This window comes from Lachnospiraceae bacterium oral taxon 096, from assembly GCA_018141845.1.
Taxonomy (GTDB): Bacteria; Bacillota; Clostridia; order Lachnospirales; family Lachnospiraceae; genus F0428.
The window spans coordinates 1,446,120-1,471,692 of sequence record CP073340.1 but is presented as its reverse complement, the minus strand read 5'-3'; the positions used below and the strand labels follow the sequence as shown (position 1 = coordinate 1,471,692).

The following is a 25,573-nucleotide window of genomic DNA, read 5'->3' as shown; positions in this document are numbered from 1 at the left end:
CCATCTTAGTTTTTGCCAAACTCGCTCAACTTTAAGTCAGGATTTCTCTCCTCCACCATACGAATGCTCCAAGGATTGATAAAGATTAACAATGGATTGTCCTTTAAATCCTTAATTTTTTTCATATCACTTGTTCCCTGAATCTTATTGACATCAATCTCTGAAGGATTTTCAATCCAGCGAATATGTTCGTATGGCAATCTCTCGAGTTTCACCTCTACATTGTACTCATTTTGTAGACGATAGGTCAAGACCTCAAATTGAAGGACACCGACAACGCCCACAATAATCTCCTCCATCCCTGTGTTAAACTCTTGAAAAATCTGTATAGCACCCTCTTGGGCAATTTGATAGACACCCTTTAAAAATTGCTTTCTCTTCATTGTGTCCATCTGGCGAACTCTGGCAAAATGTTCAGGAGCAAATGTTGGAATTCCCTCAAACTCTGTATTTGTCGGTCCATCCGTCAAAGTATCTCCAATAGAAAAAATGCCTGGATCAAAGAGTCCGATAATGTCTCCTGCGTAGGCCGTGTCTACAATTTTTCTCTCATCAGCCATCATCTGAGTCGATTGATTCAGACGCATTTTCTTTCCCCCTTGAATATGCGTCACTTCCATTCCTGCATGATATTCACCCGAACAAATGCGCATAAATGCAATTCTATCTCTGTGTGCCTTATTCATATTTGCCTGAATCTTAAAGACAAAGGCAGAGAAAAACTCATCTTTCATCGGATCAACAAGACCATCTTTTGTCTTTCTAGCCAGTGGTGGCGTAGTCATACTTAAAAAGTGCTCAAGAAAAGTCTCCACACCAAAATTGGTGAGTGCCGATCCAAAAAAGACAGGAGAAAGTTCTCCATTGCTGACTCTCTCTTGATCAAATTCATCGCTCGCACCATCAAGAAGCTCAATCTCATCACTCAACTGAGCCTGATAGTCCGCTCCAATGGCGGCTTCCACACCATCATCGTCAATATCGATTTCTCTAGATTCTACTTCCTTCATTCCCGATGCACTTGCTGTAAATGTAGTAATCTTCTTTGTGTGGCGGTCATAGACTCCCTTAAAATTCTTTCCACATCCAATTGGCCAATTAATTGGGCAGGTACGAATGCCAAGAACTTCCTCAATTTCATCCATCAACTCAAATGGATCTCTTGCCTCTCGGTCGAGCTTATTGATAAATGTAAAGATTGGAATATGTCGCATCACACACACCTTAAAGAGCTTAATGGTCTGGGCCTCCACACCCTTGCTGGCATCAATAACCATCACCGCAGAATCTGCCGCCATCAATGTTCGGTAAGTGTCCTCAGAGAAATCTTGATGTCCTGGTGTGTCCAAAATATTGATGCAATATCCCTCATAATTAAATTGCATTACTGAAGAAGTAACGGAGATTCCTCTCTCCTTCTCAATTTCCATCCAGTCGCTGACCGCATACTTTGCTGTCTTTTTTCCCTTGACACTTCCTGCAAGATTGATTGCTCCACCATAGAGCAAAAACTTCTCTGTCAATGTCGTCTTACCAGCATCTGGATGGCTGATAATGGCAAATGTTCTTCTCTTTTTAATTTCATTAAAATTCACTTTATAATCCTCCAATAATTCGATCGAGCAATATATGGGATACCTGTGCCTTGCTCATCATCTCCAGTTCTTCCATCTTCTCTCTAGTCATCAAGGTCACGACATTGGTGTCTCCACCAAAACCTGCTCCTGCCTGCTTGACATTGTTACAAACGATCATATCCAAGTTCTTTTTGATTAACTTTTTCTTGGTGTTTTCGATCATATTTTCTGTTTCCATCGAAAATCCACATAAAAATTGCTTCTCTGTCTTGTGCTCTCCCAAATAAGCCAAAATATCCCTTGTCCGCTTCAATGGGATTTGCATATCTCCATCGCCCTTTTTTAGCTTTTGATCTGCCACGGATAGTGGAGTATAATCCGCCACTGCTGCTGCCTTAATGATAATATCCATTTTCTCTGACACTGCCGTCACTGCTTCAAACATATCCTGTGCCGATGTAATCGATTTTACCTGCACAAATCTTGGTGCACGCTCAGAAGTTGGTCCAAGCACCAAAGTGACATTTGCTCCTCGATAAGCTGCTGCCCTAGCAATCTCAATGCCCATCTTTCCTGTGGAATGATTGCTCAAATAGCGCACAGGATCAATAGCCTCCCTCGTCGGCCCTGCCGTGACAAGAATATTTTTTCCCATCAAGTCCTTTTGATAGGCAATGTGATAGAGAATATGGTCAAGAAGCTCCTCTGGCTCAGGCATTTTTCCTGCTCCCACATCGCCACAGGCCAAATACCCACTCACGGCATCCACAAAATGAAAGCCAAAACGCCTCAACTTTGCCATGTTCTCTCCCACAATTGGATTTTCATACATTCTCGTATTCATCGCTGGTGCAACAAGAATAGGACATCGGCAGGCCAATACTGTCGTCGTCAACATATCATCGGCAATGCCCCCTGCAAGCTTTCCAATGACATTTGCTGTTGCTGGTGCAATCATCACAATATCTGCCTTCTTCGCCAGTGCAACATGTTCCACATGAAACTCAAAATTGCGGTCAAAGGTGTCCACCACACATTTATGTCCTGTCAGTGTCTCAAACGCAATTGGATTGATAAAATTGGTCGCATTCTTTGTCATCAATACATAGGTGTCTGCCCCTTGTTTTACAAGTGCACTGGCCAGATTGGCGATCTTATAGGCCGCAATGCCACCACAAACTCCCAATATCACTGTCTTTCCTTTTAACATATGCCCCTCCATTGTCACAAATTTATAGCCGTGCTATGATAACATAGGAGTCATTATATCATAGAAAAAAACTGAAAGGAAGAATGCACAATGATTTTAACCATCGACATGGGCAATTCCAACATTGTCATTGGCGGAATTGATAAACAACAGACCTATTTTTTAGAGCGCATTACCACCAATCGAAACCGCACAGATCTTGAATATGCTGTGGATATCAAAAATATTCTTGAAATTCACCAGACCATGATCAAAGATATTGATGGAGCTATTTTATCCAGTGTTGTACCTCCACTCAATACCACAATTACGAATGCTGTAAAAAAAGTTACAGGACTTGAATGCCTCTGTGTCAACACACACATGAAAACAGGGCTTGGCTTTTTAATGGATCACCCTGAGACTATTGGTTCCGATTTAATTGTCGATTCGGTTGCCGCCATGCACGAGTATCCCCTCCCCCTTGCAGTCGTCGATATGGGCACAGCGACAACCATTACCATTGTAGATGAAAATAAAAATTACATCGGTGGAATTATCCACCCCGGTATTCGTGTGAGCCTCGATTCCTTATCCTCTCGCACAGCACAACTACCATTCATTGATTTGAATCAGGCAGGCTCTGTGATTGGAAAAAATACAGTCGATTCCATGAAAAATGGCATTCTCTATGGCCATGCTGGAATGGTAGATGGCATTTTATCCGCCATGGAAACAGAACTAAGCAAACCATTAACGGTCGTGGCCACGGGCGGTTTAGCTAAATTTATTGTCCCACTCTGTAAGCACAAGATTGTTCTTGAAGAAGATTTATTGCTCAAGGGGCTATTGATCTTATATCAAATGAATACCTAAAAAATAGGGATTGCGAACATCAACTCTTTCGCAATCCCTTTGTTTTCTTTTCCTTGAGCAAAACTGTAAGCCGGGTTATGTATCAAATGGTCATCTATCTAGGCATATTGTCGCCAATATGCTCGAGCAACCTACCTGAACATGGACGGGCCGCCCTTCGTTCTGTTCGGTCTTGCTTCAGATGGGGTTTACATATCCCCCCTGTGTTACCACAGGGGCGGTGGTCTCTTACACCACCCTTCCACCCTTACCAGTTTCCTGGCGGTATATTTCTGTTGCACTGTCCTTGGAGTCACCTCCACCAGACGTTATCTGGCATCTTGCCCTGCGAAGCCCGGACTTTCCTCACCTACTACCTTTCGGCATTGTAGCCGCGACCATCTGTCTTACTCAAGAACTTTACTTTACCACAAATTAGACCTTAAAGCAACTTCCACCAACAAATTCCCTTAAAATTGAATTCTGTGGAATGTGCTCTTCGGGAATATTTAAAAAATAATCCAAAAACTTTAATAACCTTTTGGCCTCCTCATACTCGGGTGCCTGCCTTGGAATTCCAAATAAAAGTGGCTCGACATAGGCCTTTAATACCGCAAGTTCATAAATCAATGCAGAATTAAAGATCACATCTGCACTCTCTTGAAACGGAAATATATTCTCATTCTCTCCCTTTCTCACTAAAGGCCACATTTGAATGGTCGACTGTGCCGAAATTCCCCGAGTCCTTGCATCCCTCACCATCCTCCGAATCATCCGCCCATCGGCTGTAGGAATGCGATTGTGCTCATCAATATTTAATTGTGTCAACGCACTAATATAAATTTTATACTTTGACTCCTTTGGCAAACTATAGGACAATCGGTCATTTAGACAATGAATCCCCTCAATAACTAAAATATCCTCTCTTCCTAGCTGTAAAAAATCCCCATTATATTCTCTCTTTCCCACCTTAAAATTAAAGTGAGGTAATTCTACTTTCTCTCCAGCTAAAAGTTTTGTCATGTCCTCATTAAACTTTTCGATATCAATGGCCTCTAATATTTCAAAATCATAATTTCCATCCGCATCCTTTGGTGTGTCCTCCCTCTCTTTAAAATAATTGTCCACAGCAATCGGATGAGGACAAAGACCATTCGCCCTCAGCTGTATGCTCAAGCGATGTGAAAATGTCGTCTTTCCCGACGAAGATGGCCCCGCAATCATCACAAACTTCTTTCCCTCTTTGCCGGCAATATCCTGTGCAATATCTCCAATTTGTTTTTCCATCATTGCCTCAGAAATTAAAATCATCTCTGTTGTATTGCCCCTTGAAATCTCTTCATTGAGTGCAGCCACATTTGCACAGCCAAGTTTTTCTGCCCAGCGTGATGACTCATTTAATTTTTGAAATACCTTCTCTGATGGCTGAAACTTCGTCAGTACTTTGGGATGTCTTGGCGACGGTAACAATAAAACGAAGCCATCCTGATAAGAAATGATGTCAAATTTTTTGATATAACTGGCATCTGGAGCCATATAGCCATAGTAATAGTCCTCAAATCCATCAATGGAATAGACATTGACTGTCGATGCCCTACGAAAATAAAATAATCTCTCCTTGTCAAGCATTCCATATTGGTGAAAGTGTTTCATCGCCTCTGTGGTGGAAAGGCTTTTCTTTTCAATTTTTGCGTGACAACGAATCAACGCTTTCATTCTTTCCTTCACTTTTAAAAGAAGGGAAACATCAATATTTAGCCCATCAAGTGCACGGATAAAGATACCATTTCCTGTGGAATACTCCACCTTTAACTTGCCAATATTTTCCCTGCCAATCACATCAAAAAAGGACTTCATCAAAACAAACAAGGTCGTTCGCTCCAATGTCTGCATTCCTGGCCTTTGGCTTATGGTGACAAGCTCAATTTCTCCACTTTCTGTAACTTTACTAGCAAGTTCATATAACTTTTTATTGTAGCGCACCAAGAGTGCATCGCTATCAGGAGAAATCTCATTCACAATATCTTTAAAGGTGACATTTTCATCAAATAAATTTTCTTTTTCTTGGTATCTGACACAAATCATTTTTACCTCACTTGTACAGGAATGGCAAATGGCACTCTGTACACGGCAACTCTTGGCATAAATTTCTTGATTTTCTTTTCCATATCTTCCATAAAAATATGCTCCAGTCCATAGTGACCAGCATCAATAATACAAATCCCTGCTTCTCTGGCATCCAGTGCCTCGTGGTGAGTGATATCTCCTGTAATCAGAACCTGTGCTCCTGCTGCTACTGCATAAGAATACATCCCCTTTCCCGATCCTGGAGAAATAGCCACTGTCTCAACTCGCTTATTTTCCAATAGTTCTGCTCCATAGACACTGACAAATGGCAGTGAAAACTTTGCCTTTACATGAGCAATTAAGGCCTCCAAGGTACAAACATTCTTTAATTTCCCCACTTTTCCCACACCGATTTCCACGCCATCGATCTGCCCTGTGACTTCCAGTGGTCTTCCCTGAATTTCTATTTTTTCTGCAGCCAAGTCCCCCATACATCCTATGGCCACATCATAATTTGTGTGCATTGCAATATAATTGATACGATTTTCAACCAATGAAAGAATTCTGCTTCCAAAAATATCTTCATCATTAATCTTTTTTAGTGGTGAAAAAATCAATGGATGATGTGTGATCAATAAATCTACCCCCAGAGCAACCGCCTGCTCAATTGCCTCTGTTGTGACATCGAGTGCCAACAATATCCGCTTTACAGAGCAATCTCTTCTTCCCACAAGTAGTCCTGGATTGTCCCAAGACATGGCAAGCTCCATTGGCATAATCTTATTTAAATTTTCTAGTATTTCCTTGCATTTCATGTTCTGCCTCCTCAACGCACGAGATATAATGTGTAATTTCTTGCCTTCTCTGATTTAGCTTTTCACCGCCATCCTCTAGTCCAGACAAAATTTGTACAAATTTCTTTTTTTCCTTCAAAAGATACTCCCTCAATACAGGATGATTCTTTTGAATTAAATCCTCACCAAAGAGTGCATAGATTTCTGTTTTTTCTCGCATATCTCGCTCTGGCAACACACGCAAAATGATATAATATTTGTGATCCTCACAAAGCATTTCCTCTTCCACAATGGAATATCCATTTGCCCACAAGTATTTGCGAACAAGTGACCACTCCGAATGTGGTGATAAAATATACTCCTTTATGCCCTCTTTTAAGTCTTTTCTTTCTTCTAGTATGCGAACAATGAGTTCTCCTCCCATTCCCGCAATGAGCACAGTGTCCACTTCACCTGCGACAATCTCACACAAACCATCAGACAGTCTTGTCTCAATTTGATTTTCCAATCCATATTCCCGAATATGAGCTCTGGCACGCTCAAGTGGACCCGAACACAAATCACAGGCAATGGCCTTTTGAATCCGTCCTTCATCAACTAATTTCACTGGAATAAATCCATGATCTGTTCCAATATCAGCAAGTATGGCATTGTCTTTTACCATACTCGCAATTCTTTCTAATCTACTTGACAGCCTCACCTTCTTCACTATTCAATATGTACTCCCTTCTTTCTCCATTGTGCCTGCTCTAAAATAATTTCTTGAAATTGTGTCGGACTGAGTGCTGACTTTGCACGCAAGTCAAGACTGGCCAACTTCAATTTCAAAATACTCTCTTCCATTGCCTTCTTCTTCTCTTTCTCTGTCACCTCCCCTAAAAGCTCTGCATGAAATAGCCTGGTAATCTGTTTTTGTAACTCCTCATCTTCCATATATTCATCAAGAATCGCTGCGGGATTTACCACACCCTTTTCATAATCTTGATAGATCCTTGTTGCCACATCTTGATAAATTTTCTCAATGAAATCAGAGGGCGAGATATAGTTTTTAATTTTTTCAAATACCTTTGCATCCTCAATCATCCAAGTGAGTAAAAGCCTCTGACTCTTTTTTATTCCATCTTCCTTTTCCCTGCGCTGGATCGAATGCTTTTCTTTTTCTTTCTCTCTCTGACTTTGAATAGCATTTTGTAGCTGTACTTGTGCCCCCATTCCATTGACCATGCGACGCATATCCTCATAGGCAATAAAATGCTCCTTGCAGACAGCTTGCATATAGTTTTCTCTCTCCAATCCGTCCTGAAAGCTACACAATCTTTCGGCCACTTTTCGCTGAAAATCCGTCTGCTGCTCAGGATCATGAAGATCAAATTCTTTTTCAAGCACATCAATTTCCCACAAAAATGCATTTTTTGCCCGATCAATCCGCTCTTGATAGGCATCTTTGCCCAAATTTTTAATAAATTCATCTGGATCTTTGTATGGCTGCATATTCAATACTCGGGCACTCATTCCTGCTTCCCGCAAAAGCCCAATTGCTCGCCTGGCCGCATTGATTCCTGCTCCATCTGAATCATAGGCCAAAATCACCCGCTTTACATACCGACGAAGTAGTTGAACATGAGAAATGGTCAGTGCTGTTCCAAGAGAAGCCACTGCATTGACAAATCCTGCCCGCTGAAGGGCAATCACATCCATATATCCCTCGCAAAGAATCATATCCTCCTTCCTCGAATAGCGTGCAAAATTAAGACCATACAAGTTTTTACTCTTGTCAAATAATTTTGTCTCCGGCGAATTCAAGTACTTGGGCATTCCATCGCCCATCACTCGCCCACCAAAGCCAATCACTCGACTATTGACATCCAGAATAGGAAACATCACTCGATTCCAAAACTTATCTCTGCTTCCCCGCTCTTCCACCGTCACAAGTCCTGTTTGCTTTAAAATAGCATCGTCATATCCTTTGCTCTTTAAATAGCGATACAAGTCATCCGAAGTTTTATTTGAAAATCCCAGACCAAAGTGAACAATGTCCTCTGCAGATAATCCTCTTGCCAACAAATAATCTCTGGCCTGATCCCCCTGTGGTTGTCTGAGTTGATGATAGAAATACATTGCCGCCAATTTATTGATTTCTAACAAAATATTTTTTTCACTGCGAGTCTTTCTTTCCCCTTGTGTTTCTTCTTTCTGTGGCAATGCAATATTTGAACGCTCAGCTAGAAACTTTAGTGCCTCTATAAAAGTTAGATTCTCATATTGCATAATAAAAGTGATGACATTTCCACCAGCCCCACAGCCAAAGCAGTAATACATCTGCTTTGATGGCGATACCGAAAAGGAAGGGGTCTTCTCATTATGAAATGGGCAAAGTCCCATATATTGGGCTCCTCTTTTTTGAATCTTCACATAGGAAGAGACAACATCCACTATATCACTTGCTGATCTGACCTCTTCAATTGTTTCTTCTGAATAGTACAAGTCCATCCTTCCTTTCTTTTTTCACATATATTTTTGTATTATATCACAAAAAGCTGTCACACTCGACAGCTTTTTTATACTACTTTTTTATATTATATACCAACCAATTCACTTACAAACCGATCCACCTGCCTAGAAGCGGAAACTCCTGTCTTACACCACAGTGCAAAATGTTCACAATTATTTCTCGTCAAATTATAGGCACATTCCCCAAGTCTTTGATAGGCTCTTTTTACAGTTTCTTCTGCTGAAAACAACTCATATTTTTCTCGAAATAAAAAGTCACACAAGCCTCTTTTTTCTGTTTTGTAATGTCTTGACATCTTTTTTCTTATTTTCTCTGGTGCCCTTCCCTCTCCTGGAAAATGCAACACAAAGATATCATCTATATTTTTACTAAAATCTTTTATTGTCGTCTCTCTCACGCTTGGATTTCTTCCAAAATCTCCATCATCTGCTGCGTAGTGAATCACTTTTCCATCGCCCACATAGACTCCAAAATGTCGATACAGTCCTCGGTCAATTCCAATAACATCACCTGCTCTAAAAAATTGTCCACTGCTCAGTCGAAAAAACTTATCTTCCATCGCAGACCATGTGCCCCACGCCATTTGAATATTTTGTGCATTGAGAATTCTTGCCCTGTCACTTTTTCGATATCTCTGCAAACACCACATCTGATTCTCCTGCACATTCTCCCATGCGGTATCCCTTTCATTCACTTTTCTCTCTCTATTTGGCCGATCTCCGACCTTCTTTTTCAATACTGTTGCCGCAATCACAAGTGCAAGTAACATATTCACCTCCCAGATATAATTAGGTATCCCTAATTAGCATTACCTAATTATATCCCAGAAAATGAAAAAACGCCATATCAAAAATGATATGGCGCGTAGTTTAATGATAACAAGGGTATTACTCCTGCTCCACTTGCGAAACAAAAGCCGCCTATGGATTTTCTCATTAACATCTGCAGTTCACAGCTCAATACTACTCATACTAGGCATAACCAACATTCAGTGATAAAAGTTATTGATGCTACAATACTAACAAAGTGATCAATTCTGTTGCGGGGCATCTCTAAATCTTACTTCCAAATGTGTCTACTGCATTACCCTCTCCTGCATCCACTCCCTCTGTGCATTAGCCAACACGGCGGTCATCCACCACCTTGGGTTCTCAATGCAGTTTCGTGTATTACCGATTGCAATCAAAAATAATACCTTCTAAATATAACATTCTTAAAGAAAATATGCAATATTAATTTTTACTATGATATCAATAGAAAGAGAGCAGAAACTCTCGTTCCTGCTCTCTGCCGTGCGGGAAAAGGGACTTGAACCCTCACGATCATACAATCACTAGATCCTTAGTCTAGCCTGTCTGCCAATTCCAGCATCCCCGCATATCCCTCTCTTAAGGACATTCAAGAGTATATCATCTATTTTCAAATAATGCAAGCACTTTTTTTATTTTTTAAAAAAATATATTCTCTTGACTTTTCTTTTAACTTCACCTATACTATTACGGCAAGCAGAAATGGCGGAATTGGCAGACGCGCACGGTTCAGGTCCGTGTGGTAGCAATACCTTGAGGGTTCAAGTCCCTTTTTCTGCACGAATCTTAGGCTGTGGTATACCACGGCCTATTTTTTTTAGAACATATTGTCCTGTTCCATCAATGATTTCACGGTAGATGTCGGTCATCTCAACGGTCTGCTGATTTTCAATAATGGCATCATTTAAAAGATCATTGTCCTCAGGATCAACTGCAGCTAAAATATCTTCCACTCAAGCCACTCTACGCCCGAAAAGCTCTAATTATTCCTCTTCCGTTACTGAAAACTTATAAAAAGCTAATAAACTTTTATGTTTCATTCCTACTTCATCGAGTATGCTTTCATACTGAATAAATTCAAATACTAATTACAAGTTCTTGTACTCTCCGTAGGCGTCAATTCCCTATTAACGTTCGGTACATATCTGTAATAACTTTAAAGTGTTACACTACAGATTGTTTTAAAACATTCTCTCCATACTGCTTTAGATTCAAACTTGCTTGAAAATCTCTATCTATGATGTTTCCACATTCACATTTATAAATTCTGTCAGACAGTTTCAAATCTTTTTTAATATTTCCACAACAACTACATAGTTTAGAACTTGGAAAGAATCTGTCTGCTATAATGACTGAAATATTATTCCAGTTAGACTTATACTCAATCTGCTTTCTAAATTCATAAAAGCATTGTTGTTGTACTGCTTTGGATAAATGCTTATTTTTCATCATTCCACTTACATTCAAATCTTCCATACAGATAAAACTTGGTTTTCGCTTTATGATTTCAGATGTTGTCTGATGTAAGTAGTTTTGACGAATATTTGTTAATCGTTTTATTACTTTTAAAAGTTCTTTTTCTCTTTTTATTATGTTACTTGTTTTACAATAACTGCCTCCTTTCTTATTTTTCTCATATCTTCTTGATATTGAACGCTGTAACCTGCGTTTTTTCTTTTCTATTTTTCTTACTTTTTGTGTTTTATTTATGTTCTTATAAGTATTTCCATCAGAACAAACTGCTAAGTTTTTAATACCTAAATCAATTCCGACACCATCATTTGATGGAAGATTATTATTGTCATCTACTTCAATTCCAATGGATACATACCAATACAATCCATCATATGTAAAGCGTGGATTTAAGTATTTACAGTTAATTGGTATTCTTTCTTTTTCACAAAGTCTAATCCAATTCAATTTTTGTTTATTTCGTCTTTTACTCATTGAAAATCCTTCGACTTTTACATGAGTATCTGTAAACTGAATTTTACCAGTATCTTGATAAAAAGAAGGAGTTGAATGCTTTTTACTTTTAAATTTAGGATATTTGCATTGCCCTTTGAAAAATTTTTTATAGGCATTACAAGCATCTTTGATTGCTTGCTTTGTTACATTATTACTTACTTCATTTAACCATCTATACTCTGGCAGTTTCTTTAGCTGTGTAAATTCTTTTCGTAATTCATTATCCGATAAGAATTTATTTTTTTGCTTATAGTTCTCTTGTTCCTTTGCAATAGCCCAATTGTAAGCAAATCTCGCACATCCAGCATATTGAAATAGTTTAGTAATCTGTTTATTATTTGGGTATAGTCTGATTTTTATTGATTTTATCATTTTTCACTGTCAACCTCAATTAATTCATTTACTAATTTTCTAGCTTTATTAGCACGTTTGCCTTGTAATTTACAACTAAAAACTGTGATAATTTGAACTAAATCTTCTACAAGCTCTTGCTGTTCTGATTTTTCTGTATTATCAATTATTTCTATGTCACAATTATATAAACTTGCAACATATTCAACTAATTCAAATCCAAATCTTAGTAGTCTGTCTTTGTAAAGAACTACAACTTTTTCCACTTTATTTTGAGATATACGTTTAATTAATTCTCTTAAACCCTTTTTCTTATAATTAATTCCAGAACCTATATCCGAAATTATTTCATAAGGTTTCCCTTGAGTATTTAGATACAGCTTCATATTCTCTATTTGTCTTTCTAAATCATCTTTTTGTTTATTGCTTGAAACTCTGCAATATCCAATGACAATTCTATTCAAATCAGATTTTATATTCATAACCTGATTTAATTGTTCATGAGAATAATATCTGTATCCATTACTAGACACATGATGTGGATGAAGTTTACCGTTTGCATCCCAATTTCTAAGTGTTTGGGCTGATACTCCTAAAATTCTTGAAAATTCTCTGATAGAATAGTATTTACTCATAATTAAAGTTCTTAAAGCCTCCTTTTCAATATTTATATTTTATTCTATCATTAAAACTTATAAAAATCAACACATATTTATAATTTTTTTATAAATTACTCTTAACAGTTGTTAGCCTCCATTTTTTTAACAAAAAAATAAGGCTATAGATTTGGAAATCCAAATTTATAGCCTCTCTCTATCATGTCATCTTTTCAAGCTCCCATCGCTTTGATGGGCACGCCCTAAATTAAGCCAATTTAGCCTTTGCTGCTTCAACAATCTTTGTAAATGCAGCTGCGTCATTAATTGCAAGCTCAGAAAGCATCTTTCTGTTCATCTCGATACCTGCAAGCTTCAAGCCATACATAAACTTTGAGTAAGAAATGTCATTCAATCTACATGCCGCATTAATACGAGCAATCCAGAGCTGTCTGAACTGTCTCTTTCTCTCTTTTCTACCTGCATAAGAGCTCTTCAATGCTCTCATTACTGACTGCTTAGCAATTCTATACTGCTTAGATCTAGCTCCTCTATAGCCCTTTGCCATCTTCAGAACTCTATTGTGCTTCTTCTTAGCGTTTAATCCGCCCTTAATTCTTGCCATTTTGGTATATCCTCCCTCTTAACTATTCAACTTATAAATATGGTAAAATCTTCTTCATAACCTTTGCATTTGTTGCATCGGTTACGATATCTTTTCTAAGATTTCTCTTTCTCTTTGTTGACTTCTTAGTTAAGATGTGTGACTTATACGCCTTATTTCTTACAAGCTTACCTGTTCCTGTTCTCTTAAAACGCTTTGCTGCTGCTCTGCTAGTCTTTAACTTAGGCATTACGATTGTCCTCCTTAAATATATCTCAATTAAACTTTCTTTGCTGATAAAAACATTACCAAACTTCTGCCCTCTGCCTTAGAAGGCTTATCAATTACGGCTACCTCTGAAAGCGCCTCAGCAAAATCATCCAGAATGTACTTCGACTTAAACATACGTGCCATCTCACGACCTCTGAATCGAAGTGTGACTTTTACCTTATTCCCCTTCTCAAGGAACTTTCTGGCAGACCCAATCTTTGTGTTCAGATCGTTAGTGTCAATATTCGGCGAAAGACGAACTTCTTTCACTTCGATTACCTTCTGCTTCTTCTTTGCTTCCTTCTCTCTTCTTGCAAGTTCATACTTGTACTTGCTATAGTCAATAATCTTGCAAACCGGTGGCTTAGCCGTTGGTGCAATGAGTACAAGGTCAAGTTCTGCTTCTTCGGCCTTTGCCATCGCCTCAGCAATGGATACCACACCGAGCTGTTCTCCATCACTACTAACTAGACGGACTTCCTTTGCTCTAATCTGTTCGTTAATCAATTGATTGCTAATAGTCGTATACCCCCCAAATAATGTTTAACGCTAAAAAAATAGCCGATAGAAAACCATCCGCCATAAAAAAACACACCCAAGGTATGCAAAATTATGAACCCGGGTCACGATTGTGCCAAGGTGAGGCGAACCTGCTTTCTTGTTTAAAGTAACTTTTAATAGTCTAGCAAAGTTCACCTTCCTTGTCAATATCTTATTTTAGTTTTCTATTAAATTGGTCATACTTACCAAAGATACACCCAGCGTTGAAGCATTATGCAGTAGCGCTGACACTGTTGGCTGTAATATGCCCATGGTTCCAAGTAGAATCAATGCTCCATTAAATCCAATGACAAAGTGATGATTATTATGAACTCTCTTCATCATTAAATTGGCCAACCGCTTTAGCATGACAAGCTCCTCAAGGCTTTCTGCTGCAATGGTGACATCAGAAATCTCTCTTGCAATGGCTGCTCCAGCACCAATAGCAATACCACAATCTGCTGCCGAAAGTGCTGGCGAATCGTTGATGCCATCGCCAATCATAATTACCGTATGTCCTGCGGCCTTTCTCTGCTCCACAAGTGCGGCCTTGTCCTCTGGCAAAACTTCTGCATGGAACTCATCTACGCCAACTTCCCCTGCAATCGCCTGTGCTGTCTGAGCATTATCTCCTGTCATCATTACTGTCTTTTTAATGCCAAGCTCCTTCAACTGAGCAAGCACATCCTTTGCCTCTGGGCGAAGTGGATCCGCAATGGCAATAATCGCAGCAAGTTTTCCTGCAATTGCCAAATATAGATGCGAATATCTTGGCTCCAGTGCATCCAAGATCTTTTCATCTGCCTTAGAAACTTTGACATGCTCATCATCAAATACAAAATGAGCACTTCCAATCACTACTCTTTGCTTATTAATTTTGCTTGCAATTCCATGTGCCACGACATACTCGACCTCAGAATGCATTTCTTTGTGAGAAATTCCCATATCTGCTGCCTTTTTGACAACTGCATTGGCCATAGAATGTGGGAAATGCTCTTCCAGACATGCTGCAATTTTTAGCATCTCATTGGCATCTCTCTTTTCACAAGGAATAACCTTTGCCACGGTTGGACATGCAAAAGTCAATGTACCTGTCTTGTCAAAGACAATGGTATCTGCCTGAGCAATGGCCTCCAAAAACTTTCCACCCTTTACTGTGGCATTGTACTTTCCAGCCTCTCTCATCGCCGAAAGTACCGCAAGTGGCATAGAAAGCTTGAGTGCACAAGAAAAATCAACCATCAATACAGAAAGTGCACGAGTCACATTTCTTGTCAACAGATAGGTCAAAGCTGTTCCTGCCAATGAATATGGCACAAGCTTATCCGCCAATCTTGCAAACTTACTCTCTGTATTTGACTTTAACTTTTCTGAATCCTCAATCATCTGAACTACTTTGTCATAGCGACCATGGCCAACTTCTTGCTCGGCCTCGATGACAATTTCGCCCTCTTCAACCACAGTTCCTGCATAGGCATAAGAGCCCTCTCGCTTTGCCACTGGGACAGATTCTCCAGTGAGTGAAGCCTGATTGACCATGGCTTCTCCGCTGACAACCTTTCCATCAATGGCAATGACATTTCCTGTATGAACTGTAATGAGATCCTTTGCCTTAATCTGTCCAATTGGAACTAAAACATCACCATTTTCTGTCTTTAGCCAAACCTTGTCGACATTTAAAGCCATACTTCTTGCCAAGTCATCGACGGACTTTTTGTGTGTCCATTCCTCAAGTAACTCTCCAATACCAAGTAAAAACATCACAGAACCTGCGGTAGAATAATCTGCTCGCACAATAGAAATACCAATGGAAAGTGCATCGAGAACCTCGACTTCTAACTTTCCTCTTAACAAGCATTTTATTCCCTTCCAGACATATTTAATGGCATGAGCAACCAACAAAACCGTCCTGATTGGCATTGGGAGAAATAAATCCCTTGCAAACTTTGTAGCCACCATCATGACCAGCTTTTCTTTATATTCCCTCGTCAGCGCCCTTCCTGTCTTTTCTGGAACAAGGGCCGCTACCTTTTCATCGGCATAACTAAACTTTGACAGTGCTTGTAAAACTTTATCGCGACTTCCTTCTTTGTAATGGAGAATCGCATCTGCCGTTCTCTCATAGACTGTGGCCTGTAAAACATTTTCATTTGCCTCTAAGTAATATAAAAGCATATCCGCCTGCCTTAGCGTCATTTGCTTTTGCGCCATATGCAAGCGGATTCTTCCCTTACTCTCGTGTAAGATTTTACATTTCATTTTATGCTTCCTCGGATGTGTCCTCTACTTCTACTTCCTTGCTCGCTCTTGCCTCATTGATGTCCTTTGCCTCAGCAAGAATATCACTTGCATTCTCCTGAATACATGTCACTGTATCCATTGCACTCTCCTTCACACGAAGTGCTGCTGCAACGGTATGGGTATAAGCCTTCTTTGCATCCTTGCTTGACAAGAGCTTAAATCCTGCTGAACCAAAAATTGTACCACCAACAAATATTGCTACCTTCTTTACATCGATCATTGTGATTACCTCCAAAAATTATTTTTTTCTACAGGCATTATCCTAACATAAAGGAAAACCTAACCGATATGCGAATCAGACAAAAACTGTGCTATTTGGTTTATTGTTTTCTGTATTCACTTGGCTTCATCCCAACAATCCGCTTAAAGGCCGCCGAAAAGCGACTGGGACTCTCATATCCTACTTCCTCCGCAATATCTGCAATCGCATCTTTTGTATTTTTTAATCGCTCACAGGCCATATGAATTCGATATCTGCGCATATAGGTATCAATTGGTGCCCCAAAAAGATATTTAAAGCAATCCTTTAATGTTGTCATTGAGATATCATTTTCCCTAGCTAACTTTTCTATAGTAAATCTCTGTCCCAGATGGCCAACCAATTGATCGTGAATGCCCTTTACCTTTTCTATCTGTCCCCTATAAAAATATTTCTTTTTTGTTTCTTCCACTTGGTGTGTATGACGAAGATAGACCAAAAGTTCCAGACATTTTAGCATTCCAAGGCTCTTCCAATGATTCTGATCTTTCAATGGCTGCCAAATCGCACGGATTGTCTCATTTGTCTTGATATGTGCCCAGCTCTTTTTTTTCAAAAACTGCCCCCGAATGTCCTTGATACAATCTCCAGATAAAGAAAGTTCCTTTGGCAAGTGTTTAAAAAATGTTTCCATATTTTCAATATTCAATAAATATGCTAGCGTTTTTCCACTGCCCAATGGAAGCCGCAAATCAATTTCTTCTCCAACTTCCAATTCTTTTATCCATAAATCGCCCATTTCGATGCTACAGATGCAATCTCCATCCAGCCATTCCATTCGCCCCTGTAGGCAGTAGAATATGGCTAAGTTCCTCGTTTCCTTTTCCCTATAAGAGAAATGTTTCCCGTGCAAGCGAGCGTAGAGTAAGTTCATCCCCTCTGCAAGCACAATATTTTCCATAACCTCTCTTCTCTCCTTCGGTTAGTATAATCTAACTGTACTTCTTAACTATACAACAAACTTCCTCTCCTTGTCCAATACTTTTTAGTATTGACAAGAAAATTAGTTTGTGCTAACTTATCTATGTAAATTAGTATGGACTAACTAGGTAGAGAAAGAAGGTGACAATATGCCATTGTTAATGGCAAAGCTTGGCGAGGTGTATACCATTACTCGAGTTTCAGGCACAGAAGAAATGCGATTGCATTTAAACAATTTGGGTTTCGTTGTTGACGGACAAATCAGCGTTGTCAGTGAACTTGACGGAAACTTGATTGTCAATGTCAAGGGCTCACGTATTGGAATTAGCCGAGAAATGGCTGCCAAAATTATGATCCGCTAGGAAGGGGAAGGAATGAAAAATCTAAGAGAAGCCAAAATTGGCGAAACCGTCACTGTGGTCAAACTCCGCGGTGAGGGTGCTGTAAAGAGAAGAATTATGGATATGGGACTGACTAAGGGAGCAACTGTCTATATTCGCAAGGTAGCACCACTAGGTGATCCTATTGAAGTAACAGTTAGAGGATATGAGCTTTCTTTGAGAAAAGCAGATGCAGAACTTATTGACGTAGAATAGAAAGGACTTTTATTTTATGAAGTACACGATTGCTCTTGCCGGTAACCCAAATACTGGTAAGACTACACTATTTAACTCCCTCACGGGATCAAATCAATATGTCGGCAACTGGCCCGGCGTAACGGTGGAGAAGAAAGAAGGTAAATTAAAAGGTCATAAGGACATTACCATTGCCGATTTACCAGGTATCTATTCTCTTTCTCCATACACACTTGAGGAAGTAGTTGCAAGAAATTATCTCTTAAATGAAAAACCAAATGCTATTATCAATATTATTGATGGTACAAACCTAGAAAGAAACTTGTATCTAACTACTCAGATTCTTGAACTTGGCATTCCAGTCGTTATCGCAGTGAATATGGCCGATGTCATTGCAAAAAGTGGCGATATTCTCGACTTTGACAATCTATCAAAGACATTGGGTTGCCCAGTGGTTGAAATTTCTGCTCTAAAGAGTACGGGAATTGACAATCTTGTGGCCAAGGCCGTTGCAGCTGCACAATCTGGAGCTACTTTAAAGTCTCTCCATGACTTCGATCCAAAAATCGAAGATGCACTAAAGAAAATTGGTGATTCCTTGACACAGGTTTCTGAAGCAACAAGACGCTGGTATGCTATCAAGATCTTTGAGAGAGATGAGAAGATACTCAATCAACTTTCTCTCCCTGATAGCCAGATGAAGACCTTTGAAGGCATTATTGCTGCAGTAGAGAAAGAGCAAGATGATGATGCAGAGAGTATTATCACAACCGAACGCTATTCCTATATCGCAAAGATTATTGATCGTTGCTACAAAAAGCGCAATAAGAATAAGGTGACACTCTCTGATAAAATTGACCGCATTGTCACGAATCGTATTTTGGCATTGCCAATCTTTGCCATCATTATGTTCGTTGTTTACTATATTTCCATATCAAATATTGGTAAAACCATCAGTGACTGGATCAATGATACTCTTTTCGGTGAAATTGTTCAGCCAGGTGTGAGTGACTTCTTGACAAATATTGGTTGTGCAAAATGGCTCATTGGCCTAGTTTCAGATGGTATTATCGCTGGTGTTGGATCTGTTATTGGATTCCTTCCACAGATGTTACTTCTTTTCTTTTTCCTCGCCTTCCTTGAGGGCTGTGGATATATGGCCAGAATTGCCTTTGTTATGGATAGAATTTTTAGAAAGTTTGGTCTTTCAGGAAAGAGTTTTATTCCTATCCTTGTTGGTACAGGTTGTGGTGTTCCTGGAGTTATGGCATCAAGAACAATTGAGAGCGAGCATGATCGTCGAATGACAGTTATGACAACTACTTTCATTCCTTGTTCTGCAAAGGTTCCAGTTATCGCATTGATTGCTGGTTCACTCTTTAATGGTGCTGCTTGGGTTGGACCAAGTGCCTACTTTGTTGGTATGGCTGCCATCATCATTTCTGGTATTATGTTAAAAAAGACAGCTCTATTTGCTGGGGATACAACTCCATTTGTTATCGAGCTTCCACCTTATCATATGCCAACCGCTGGTAGTATTTTTCGCTCCATGCTTGAGCGTTCTACAAGTTTTATCAAAAAGGCGGGAACCATTATTCTTTTGGCATCTATCTTAATTTGGTTATTGTCAAACTTCAGCTTTGCTGGTGGTTCATTCGGAATGACAGATGACATGGATTCTAGTATTTTGGCTGCTGTTGGTGGTGTTATTGCCCATATCTTTAAGCCTCTTGGCTTTGGAGACTGGAAGTTTGCCTCTGCAGCCATTACTGGTCTTATTGCAAAGGAGAATGTAGTCAATACCTTTGGTGTTCTCTTCCACTCCAGTGCAGAAGACCTTGTTGATAACAGCCAGCCAATTTGGGCTGCATTGCAAGCAGCAATCACTCCATTAGCTGCCTATTCATTCTTAGTATTTAATCTTTTATGTGCACCTTGCTTTGCAGCCATCGGTGCCATTAAGAGAGAGATGAGCTCTGGAAAGTGGACTTTGATTGCCATTGGTTATGAATGTATCTTTGCCTATGTTATTTCATTAATTATTTATCAATTAGGTATCGTCTTTACTGGTGCTGCAGGATTCAGCATTGGAACAGCAGTTGCTATCATCTTGATTGCACTGATTATCTTCCAGCTTGTTCGCCCTGCAAAGCCAACAGCAAAATCCACAGCAAAGAATCATCGTTCTGTGGTTGAATAGGAGGAAAAAATTATGGCTACTGCAATTGTTGGACTCATTGTTCTTGCCTGTGCAGGTGGTGCAGGTTTTGTAATCTACCAAGACAAGAAACACGGTAAACATTCTTGTGGTGGAAATTGTGGTGGCTGTAGCGGAAGTTGTGGCAGTTGCCATTCCGCTTGCCATACAGATCATTCAAAATAATGATATGAAAATAGCCCTCAAGCATAAGCTTGGGGCTATTTTTTTCTATTTTCCCAATCGAATATCCTCTAATTTTTGCTTCATTTCATCTGAAAGCTGATCAAAGAGCAAATTTTTCTTGCTCATCTGGCTTTCAATATGTTCCTTTCGGATTTCTCTCTCCACTCTCTGCACATCTTCAAATAATTCCTTTGAAGACATCAATATACATCCTGCACTGCGAATAATCACCTGCTCCATTCCATCCGAGGTGACTACCGTCACTCGGTACTTATGTCCAATCTCATGGGCCGTCTTTTCAATATAGTGGTCTGCAGTCTCTGCCTCCTTGGTGTAGACAACATAGATATTGTGATATTCCATAATCTCTGTTGTATGTCCCTTTAGCTTATAGGCATCAAAGACCAAAATTAAAGTGTACTTTTGATAAGATGAATAATTGACCAAAATATCCATTAGGCGGTCCCTAGCTGCATCAATGTTCTGTTCGGCCAGTTCTCTCAAGCTATCCCAAGCAAAGATAACATTGTAGCCATCAACCAACATATATTCCTTGACCTTCTTTGTTCCCTTATAGACATATTCCTTTTCTGTGCTCTTATGATGCTTGGTCGATTGATCCCAATCACCAATCCTTGGTTTGACCTTTCCATAGGTTCGCTCAAAAATTTCCATCAATTCCTCAGTGTTGGCCTGATTGGCGTCATAGGTGGATCGAACCACTTGAACTTCTTGAGTGTCTTCTGGTTTTGTATCAAAAAATCCCAAGCCACTGTCCACTTGTCGATAGAGTGGAACCTCATACCAAGGCACATAAAAACCACTGCCATGGGCACAAAAAACTGATCCGCAGGGACTTGAAATGTCTAGTTCTGGATCATACATCGCATTGGCTATCACTTCCTCACTATTGTGACACTCATCATAGCGATCAAAAGAAAGAAAAATATGTCCCTGTCCCTTAGTATAAGTCAAAAGGTCAGCCTGATAATTTTGTATACAAGCAACGGGAGCCACCCCCACAACACTGGCCATCTCCCCTTCTGTCTCTGGCGGATCAAATTTGGCAAACATGGCATTTAAATCATTGAGTGCTCTTCCAAGATTGACTACTGGAATCTCTAGGCGAAATTCATAATAGGGCTCCAGCAAAATACTTTCTGTCTGCATCAAGCCCTGACGCACAGCTCGATAAGTCGCTTGACGAAAATCTCCACCTTCTGTGTGCTTATTATGTGCCCTTCCTGCCACAATTGTCATACGCATATCCGTGACGGGAGCTCCAATTAATACTCCTTTATGTTCCCTTTCCTTTAAATGTGTCAAAATGAGATTTTGCCAATTTACAGCCAACATATCCGAAGAAACCTTGGATGAAAAGATTAACCCACTTCCCCTAGGCAGTGGCTCGAGCAAAAGATGAACTTCCGCATAGTGACGTAATGGCTCAAAATGTCCAATTCCCTCTGCACTCAGCTGAATAGTCTCCTTATAGGCAATCCTTCCCTCTGAAAAAGTCACATCCATATCCATTCGCTCTTTGAAAAGGTTTTGTAAAATTTCAATTTGCACTGCTCCCATCAATTTGACACGAATACTCTGTGCCTTCTCATCCCATTGCAATTGTAATTCTGGAAACTCCTCTGCCATCTCCTTAAGCTTTGGCATCACCATATTGGGGACAATATCTTCTGGCAAAATCATTTCATAGCTGAGCACTGGCTCTAAAACCTTTGGTATAGCGGTGTGGTCCTCTCCCAAGCTCTGCCCAACATAGGTGTGATTTAAACCCACCAGTGCACAGACTGTACCCGCACCAACATCGGACACACTTTCAAATCTTATACCATTATAGATTCGAATTTGATTGACCTTTTCCTCGCCAATCACCATTTTATTTTTCACCTCGCCCCCCGTGACCTTAATATGTGTCAGACGAGTTCCTTGAAAATCTCTGGTAATCTTATATACAATCGCACCAAATTCTTCGGGATATTCTTTTTCGATCGCATACTCTGTAATAGCATCGAGCAATATCTCCACTCCCATCAATTTTAGAGCAGATCCAAAGTAGCAGGGAAAGAGTTCCTCTCTTGCAATGGCAAAAGAAATCATCTCCTTTGTGATCTCTCTCTCCTCTAAAGTGGCCTCCATCATCTCTTCCGAGCACATCGACAATTCATCCAGCCACTCTTCTTTTTCTGCCTGAAAATCTACAATATTTCCTGATAATTTTCTCCTCAATTCAGCATAGACATTCTCCTTTTCCACCCCATTTTGATCCAATTTATTTACAAAAATAAATGTGGGAATATGATATCTTCTCAATAATTTCCACAGCGTCTTTGTGTGCCCCTGCACGCCACTTGCACCACTAATCACTAAAATGGCATAGTCTAAGACAGTCAAAGTTCTCTCCATCTCTGCCGAAAAATCGATATGTCCTGGAGTATCCAATAAATTGATTTCCCAATCCTTCCAATGAAAGATTGCTTGCTTTGAAAAGATGGTAATTCCCCTCGCCCTTTCTAAGGCAAAGTGATCCAAAAAGGCATCCTGATTGTCCACCCTTCCCATCTTTTTGACTGTACCACTTTGATATAAAATTGCTTCAGCCAGCGTCGTCTTTCCAGAGTCAACAGCCGCCAATATCCCTATATTTTGTCTCATTTTTCTTCCCATCCTATCCAAAGTCTAGTACTATTATAACATTTTCGCTGAATGATTGCAAAAATCTCCCCCTGCGATATAATATTCCTAACGATTACTCTAGGAGGATTTTATATGCAATATCGAATTGAACACGACACAATGGGCGAAGTCAAAGTTCCTTCTCATCATCTCTGGGGAGCACAGACACAAAGAAGCTTTGAAAATTTTGCCATTGGAATCGAAAAAATGCCATCTGAAATCATCAAGGCCTTTGGTATTTTAAAAAAAGCTGCTGCCATTGCCAATCACGACTTACAAAAATTAAATGACCAACGTTTTTCCTATATTTGCACTGCCTGTGATGAAATCATTTCTGGAGAACTTGCGCATGAATTTCCTCTTGCGGTGTGGCAAACAGGATCAGGTACACAGAGCAATATGAATGTCAACGAAGTTATTGCTCATCGTGCCAATCAATTGGCTGAGGAGACGCTCATCCAACCCAATGACCACGCCAATATGTCCCAAAGCTCTAATGACACCTTTCCAACGGCCATGCACATCGCAGCAGTCACAGAAATCGAAGATCAACTTCTTCCTGCTATTGACAAATTAATCAACACATTCCTTCGATTAGAAGAGGAAAATCAAGGTATTGTCAAATCTGGGCGAACTCACCTTCAAGATGCCACACCGATTGCTTTTTCTCAAGAAATCAGTGGCTGGAGAAGCTCTCTTGAGCGAGATAAAGAACTCATCCGTATGAGCCTCCAACCACTGCGAGAACTCGCCCTCGGTGCAACTGCTGTTGGCACAGGTCTAAATGCACCAGCAGGATTTGACCAAGCTGTAGCCAGAGCTGTCTCTGTGCTTACAGGCAAGGAATTTATCACCGCAAGAAATAAATTTCACGCCCTCACTTCAAAAGATGAGCTGGTCTTTTCTCACGGTGCCCTCAAGGCACTGGCCTGTGACTTACTAAAAATTGCCAATGATATTCGCTTTTTGGCCAGTGGACCTCGATGTGGTCTTGGTGAAATTTTTATTCCAGAAAATGAGCCTGGAAGCTCCATTATGCCTGGAAAAGTCAATCCAACACAATGTGAAGCAGTAACGATGGTTGCCATTCAGGTCATGGGCAATGATACGACCATTGGCATTGGTGCTAGCCAAGGAAATTTCGAGCTCAATGTCTTTATGCCCGTCATCATCTATAACTTCCTTCAATCTGTGCGACTATTGAGCGATGTCATTCTCTCCTTTGAGAAAAATTGTTGCAGGGGCATCCGGGCCAATAAAGACAAGATGCAGAACAATCTTCATCGCTCATTGATGTTAGTCACCTGCTTAAATCCCTATATTGGATATGAAAATGCTGCGAAAACGGCAAAACTTGCCTATAAAGAAAATATTTCCCTAAAAGAAGCCTGTGTTCAACTTGGATTTTTAAGTGAAGAAAAATTCGATGAAGTCTTTTTACCTGAAAAAATGATTTAAAAGAAAATGGGAGTGGTGAAAAATCAAAATTTTTCACCACTCCCATTTTTTATCCTATTTTTTTGCGTCAACCCACTTGCCGTCTGCACCAACTTGGTAACCATCTGGTGTCTTTGTATTGGTCAACATTGCACCATCACTGCCCATGTAGTATTTTCCACTGACCCAACCATTGGCAGCCATGCGACCACTAGAGTGGAAATAATACCACTTATTATCAATATTTTGCCAACCTGTCGCCATCGGACCGCCTGGTTTTAAATAATACCAAACTCCTTTGATCTCCTGCCAACCTGTGGTCAAATATCCCTTGCTATTAAAATAGTACCAGCGGTCACGAATTTTTTCCCAATTTCCCTTTGTATAAGAGCCATTGTTGTGCTGGTACCACCAACCTGTCTTATCCTTAATCCAAATGCTTGCCATTGCTGTGTTGGCCTGTGCCACAGTCATAGCCATGGTCACAGCCAAAATCAACCACTTTTTTTTCATAATTTTCTCCTTCTTCTTATGATTTCTTTTGAATACTCAATGTCGCCTTTGCTGGCAGACAGACCGCAATATCTCCATCATCTCCAAGCATTCCATAGTGCTCACAGATATGATCTGGACAGGTGCTGTCAACAAATCCTGCTCGGTGATTTTTAATTTGAATATGAATTTTATAACCGTTGCTCTCGGCATAAAAGTCATCATCCTTATCCAGTGGCAACCGCTCTACAATGTGGTCGCCATAGGTCAAAATTGCAACATCTGCCTTCTTTTTTCCAAGCCCGCGCACACCAAGCCACACTAGACAAATGGCAATGAGCACAAGCCCAAACAAAATTTCATTTCTCCGAAGCTTCTTCAT

Annotated in this window: 25 protein-coding genes, 2 tRNA genes and 1 other RNA gene; 7 read left to right on the top strand and 21 right to left on the bottom strand. The window is 40.0% G+C overall.

Annotation, left to right across the window (positions count from 1 at the left end; translation table 11 throughout):
- Window positions 1–5: 5 nt before the first annotated feature.
- Together J5A74_07340 and coaBC are read right to left on the bottom strand one after the other, a co-directional pair.
- Window positions 6–1,595 carry a peptide chain release factor 3 gene (locus tag J5A74_07340; protein QUI95200.1) on the bottom strand — a complete coding sequence of 530 codons (1,590 nt, stop codon included), beginning with the start codon at window positions 1,593–1,595 and terminating at the stop codon, window positions 6–8.
- 1 nt (window position 1,596) lies between these two features.
- Window positions 1,597–2,787, bottom strand: a complete 1,191-nt coding sequence (gene coaBC / locus J5A74_07335; GenBank protein ID QUI95199.1) for a bifunctional phosphopantothenoylcysteine decarboxylase/phosphopantothenate--cysteine ligase CoaBC — start codon at window positions 2,785–2,787, stop codon at window positions 1,597–1,599.
- 90 nt (window positions 2,788–2,877) lie between these two features.
- On the opposite strand from coaBC, the gene J5A74_07330 reads away from it, so the two are divergent.
- A complete protein-coding gene (locus tag J5A74_07330) occupies window positions 2,878–3,642 on the top strand; it encodes a type III pantothenate kinase (GenBank protein QUI95198.1) in 765 nt (254 codons plus the stop codon).
- 50 nt (window positions 3,643–3,692) lie between these two features.
- On the opposite strand, the gene rnpB is transcribed toward J5A74_07330, so the two are convergent.
- The 7 genes from rnpB to J5A74_07295 form a co-directional block, all read right to left on the bottom strand.
- Window positions 3,693–4,035: RNase P RNA component class A (gene rnpB / locus J5A74_07325), an RNA gene on the bottom strand.
- Between the two features lie 21 nt (window positions 4,036–4,056).
- Complete coding sequence (locus tag J5A74_07320) at window positions 4,057–5,706, bottom strand: nucleoside kinase (protein ID QUI95197.1); 1,650 nt, start codon at window positions 5,704–5,706, stop codon at window positions 4,057–4,059.
- Between the two features lie 2 nt (window positions 5,707–5,708).
- The gene (locus tag J5A74_07315; GenBank protein QUI95196.1) at window positions 5,709–6,503 is read right to left on the bottom strand and encodes a Nif3-like dinuclear metal center hexameric protein; all 795 of its coding nucleotides are present in this window, start codon (window positions 6,501–6,503) and stop codon (window positions 5,709–5,711) included.
- Window positions 6,469–7,191 carry an SAM-dependent methyltransferase gene (locus J5A74_07310; protein QUI95195.1) on the bottom strand — a complete coding sequence of 241 codons (723 nt, stop codon included), beginning with the start codon at window positions 7,189–7,191 and terminating at the stop codon, window positions 6,469–6,471. The genes J5A74_07315 and J5A74_07310 overlap by 35 nt, the downstream gene beginning before the upstream one ends.
- Window positions 7,191–8,966, bottom strand: coding sequence for a DNA primase (gene dnaG / locus J5A74_07305; GenBank protein ID QUI96852.1), 1,776 nt, complete (start codon window positions 8,964–8,966; stop codon window positions 7,191–7,193). Before dnaG ends, J5A74_07310 begins: the two co-directional genes overlap by 1 nt.
- A 92-nt stretch (window positions 8,967–9,058) precedes the next feature.
- The gene (locus tag J5A74_07300; protein QUI95194.1) at window positions 9,059–9,763 is read right to left on the bottom strand and encodes a lecithin retinol acyltransferase family protein; all 705 of its coding nucleotides are present in this window, start codon (window positions 9,761–9,763) and stop codon (window positions 9,059–9,061) included.
- Between the two features lie 524 nt (window positions 9,764–10,287).
- Window positions 10,288–10,371, bottom strand: a tRNA-Leu gene (locus tag J5A74_07295).
- A 128-nt stretch (window positions 10,372–10,499) separates the two neighbouring features.
- Between J5A74_07295 and J5A74_07290 the strand changes: the two genes are divergently transcribed.
- Window positions 10,500–10,583: transfer RNA gene (locus tag J5A74_07290), tRNA-Leu, on the top strand.
- Here the strand turns inward: J5A74_07290 and J5A74_07285 are convergent.
- The 9 genes from J5A74_07285 to J5A74_07245 all read right to left on the bottom strand — a co-directional run bounded on the left by J5A74_07285 (window position 10,565) and on the right by J5A74_07245 (window position 17,593).
- Window positions 10,565–10,756, bottom strand: a complete 192-nt coding sequence (locus tag J5A74_07285; protein ID QUI95193.1) for a hypothetical protein — start codon at window positions 10,754–10,756, stop codon at window positions 10,565–10,567. The two genes, J5A74_07290 and J5A74_07285, sit on opposite strands and share 19 nt — an antisense overlap.
- Before the next feature lie 211 nt (window positions 10,757–10,967).
- Window positions 10,968–12,143: a transposase gene (locus J5A74_07280; GenBank protein QUI95192.1), complete on the bottom strand. Its 1,176-nt coding sequence runs from the start codon at window positions 12,141–12,143 to the stop codon at window positions 10,968–10,970.
- Window positions 12,140–12,757 (bottom strand): IS607 family transposase, encoded by a 618-nt coding sequence (locus J5A74_07275; GenBank protein ID QUI95191.1) that lies wholly within the window; start codon window positions 12,755–12,757, stop codon window positions 12,140–12,142. The genes J5A74_07280 and J5A74_07275 overlap by 4 nt, the downstream gene beginning before the upstream one ends.
- Before the next feature lie 229 nt (window positions 12,758–12,986).
- Window positions 12,987–13,343, bottom strand: coding sequence for a 50S ribosomal protein L20 (rplT, locus tag J5A74_07270; protein QUI95190.1), 357 nt, complete (start codon window positions 13,341–13,343; stop codon window positions 12,987–12,989).
- Window positions 13,344–13,374: 31 nt separating this feature from the next.
- Entirely contained in the window at window positions 13,375–13,572 is a 198-nt protein-coding gene (rpmI, locus tag J5A74_07265; GenBank protein ID QUI95189.1) for a 50S ribosomal protein L35, read from the bottom strand.
- 29 nt (window positions 13,573–13,601) lie between these two features.
- On the bottom strand, window positions 13,602–14,099 hold the full coding sequence (gene infC / locus J5A74_07260) for a translation initiation factor IF-3 (GenBank protein ID QUI95188.1): 498 nt from the start codon (window positions 14,097–14,099) through the stop codon (window positions 13,602–13,604).
- Window positions 14,100–14,309: 210 nt separating this feature from the next.
- Window positions 14,310–16,391 carry a heavy metal translocating P-type ATPase gene (locus tag J5A74_07255; GenBank protein ID QUI95187.1) on the bottom strand — a complete coding sequence of 694 codons (2,082 nt, stop codon included), beginning with the start codon at window positions 16,389–16,391 and terminating at the stop codon, window positions 14,310–14,312.
- 1 nt (window position 16,392) lies between these two features.
- The gene (locus J5A74_07250) at window positions 16,393–16,653 is read right to left on the bottom strand and encodes a hypothetical protein (GenBank protein QUI95186.1); all 261 of its coding nucleotides are present in this window, start codon (window positions 16,651–16,653) and stop codon (window positions 16,393–16,395) included.
- A 100-nt stretch (window positions 16,654–16,753) separates the two neighbouring features.
- Complete coding sequence (locus J5A74_07245; protein ID QUI95185.1) at window positions 16,754–17,593, bottom strand: helix-turn-helix transcriptional regulator; 840 nt, start codon at window positions 17,591–17,593, stop codon at window positions 16,754–16,756.
- Between the two features lie 169 nt (window positions 17,594–17,762).
- On the opposite strand from J5A74_07245, the gene J5A74_07240 reads away from it, so the two are divergent.
- Genes J5A74_07240 through J5A74_07225 form a run of 4 tightly spaced genes read left to right on the top strand, consistent with a single transcriptional unit; the run spans window position 17,763 to window position 20,571 of the window.
- Window positions 17,763–17,975: a ferrous iron transport protein A gene (locus J5A74_07240; protein QUI95184.1), complete on the top strand. Its 213-nt coding sequence runs from the start codon at window positions 17,763–17,765 to the stop codon at window positions 17,973–17,975.
- A 12-nt stretch (window positions 17,976–17,987) separates the two neighbouring features.
- Window positions 17,988–18,209, top strand: a complete 222-nt coding sequence (locus J5A74_07235; GenBank protein QUI95183.1) for a ferrous iron transport protein A — start codon at window positions 17,988–17,990, stop codon at window positions 18,207–18,209.
- Window positions 18,210–18,225: 16 nt separating this feature from the next.
- The gene (gene feoB, locus J5A74_07230; GenBank protein QUI95182.1) at window positions 18,226–20,388 is read left to right on the top strand and encodes a ferrous iron transport protein B; all 2,163 of its coding nucleotides are present in this window, start codon (window positions 18,226–18,228) and stop codon (window positions 20,386–20,388) included.
- A gap of 12 nt (window positions 20,389–20,400) precedes the next feature.
- Window positions 20,401–20,571, top strand: a complete 171-nt coding sequence (locus J5A74_07225) for a FeoB-associated Cys-rich membrane protein (protein ID QUI95181.1) — start codon at window positions 20,401–20,403, stop codon at window positions 20,569–20,571.
- Window positions 20,572–20,616: 45 nt separating this feature from the next.
- On the opposite strand, the gene J5A74_07220 is transcribed toward J5A74_07225, so the two are convergent.
- The gene (locus tag J5A74_07220) at window positions 20,617–23,253 is read right to left on the bottom strand and encodes a TetM/TetW/TetO/TetS family tetracycline resistance ribosomal protection protein (protein QUI95180.1); all 2,637 of its coding nucleotides are present in this window, start codon (window positions 23,251–23,253) and stop codon (window positions 20,617–20,619) included.
- Window positions 23,254–23,355: 102 nt separating this feature from the next.
- Here J5A74_07220 and fumC point away from each other — a divergent pair, with 102 nt between their 5' ends.
- Window positions 23,356–24,720: a class II fumarate hydratase gene (fumC, locus tag J5A74_07215; GenBank protein QUI95179.1), complete on the top strand. Its 1,365-nt coding sequence runs from the start codon at window positions 23,356–23,358 to the stop codon at window positions 24,718–24,720.
- A 54-nt stretch (window positions 24,721–24,774) separates the two neighbouring features.
- On the opposite strand, the gene J5A74_07210 is transcribed toward fumC, so the two are convergent.
- On the bottom strand, window positions 24,775–25,212 hold the full coding sequence (locus J5A74_07210) for an N-acetylmuramoyl-L-alanine amidase family protein (GenBank protein ID QUI95178.1): 438 nt from the start codon (window positions 25,210–25,212) through the stop codon (window positions 24,775–24,777).
- 16 nt (window positions 25,213–25,228) lie between these two features.
- On the bottom strand, window positions 25,229–25,573 hold the full coding sequence (locus J5A74_07205) for a NusG domain II-containing protein (protein QUI95177.1): 345 nt from the start codon (window positions 25,571–25,573) through the stop codon (window positions 25,229–25,231).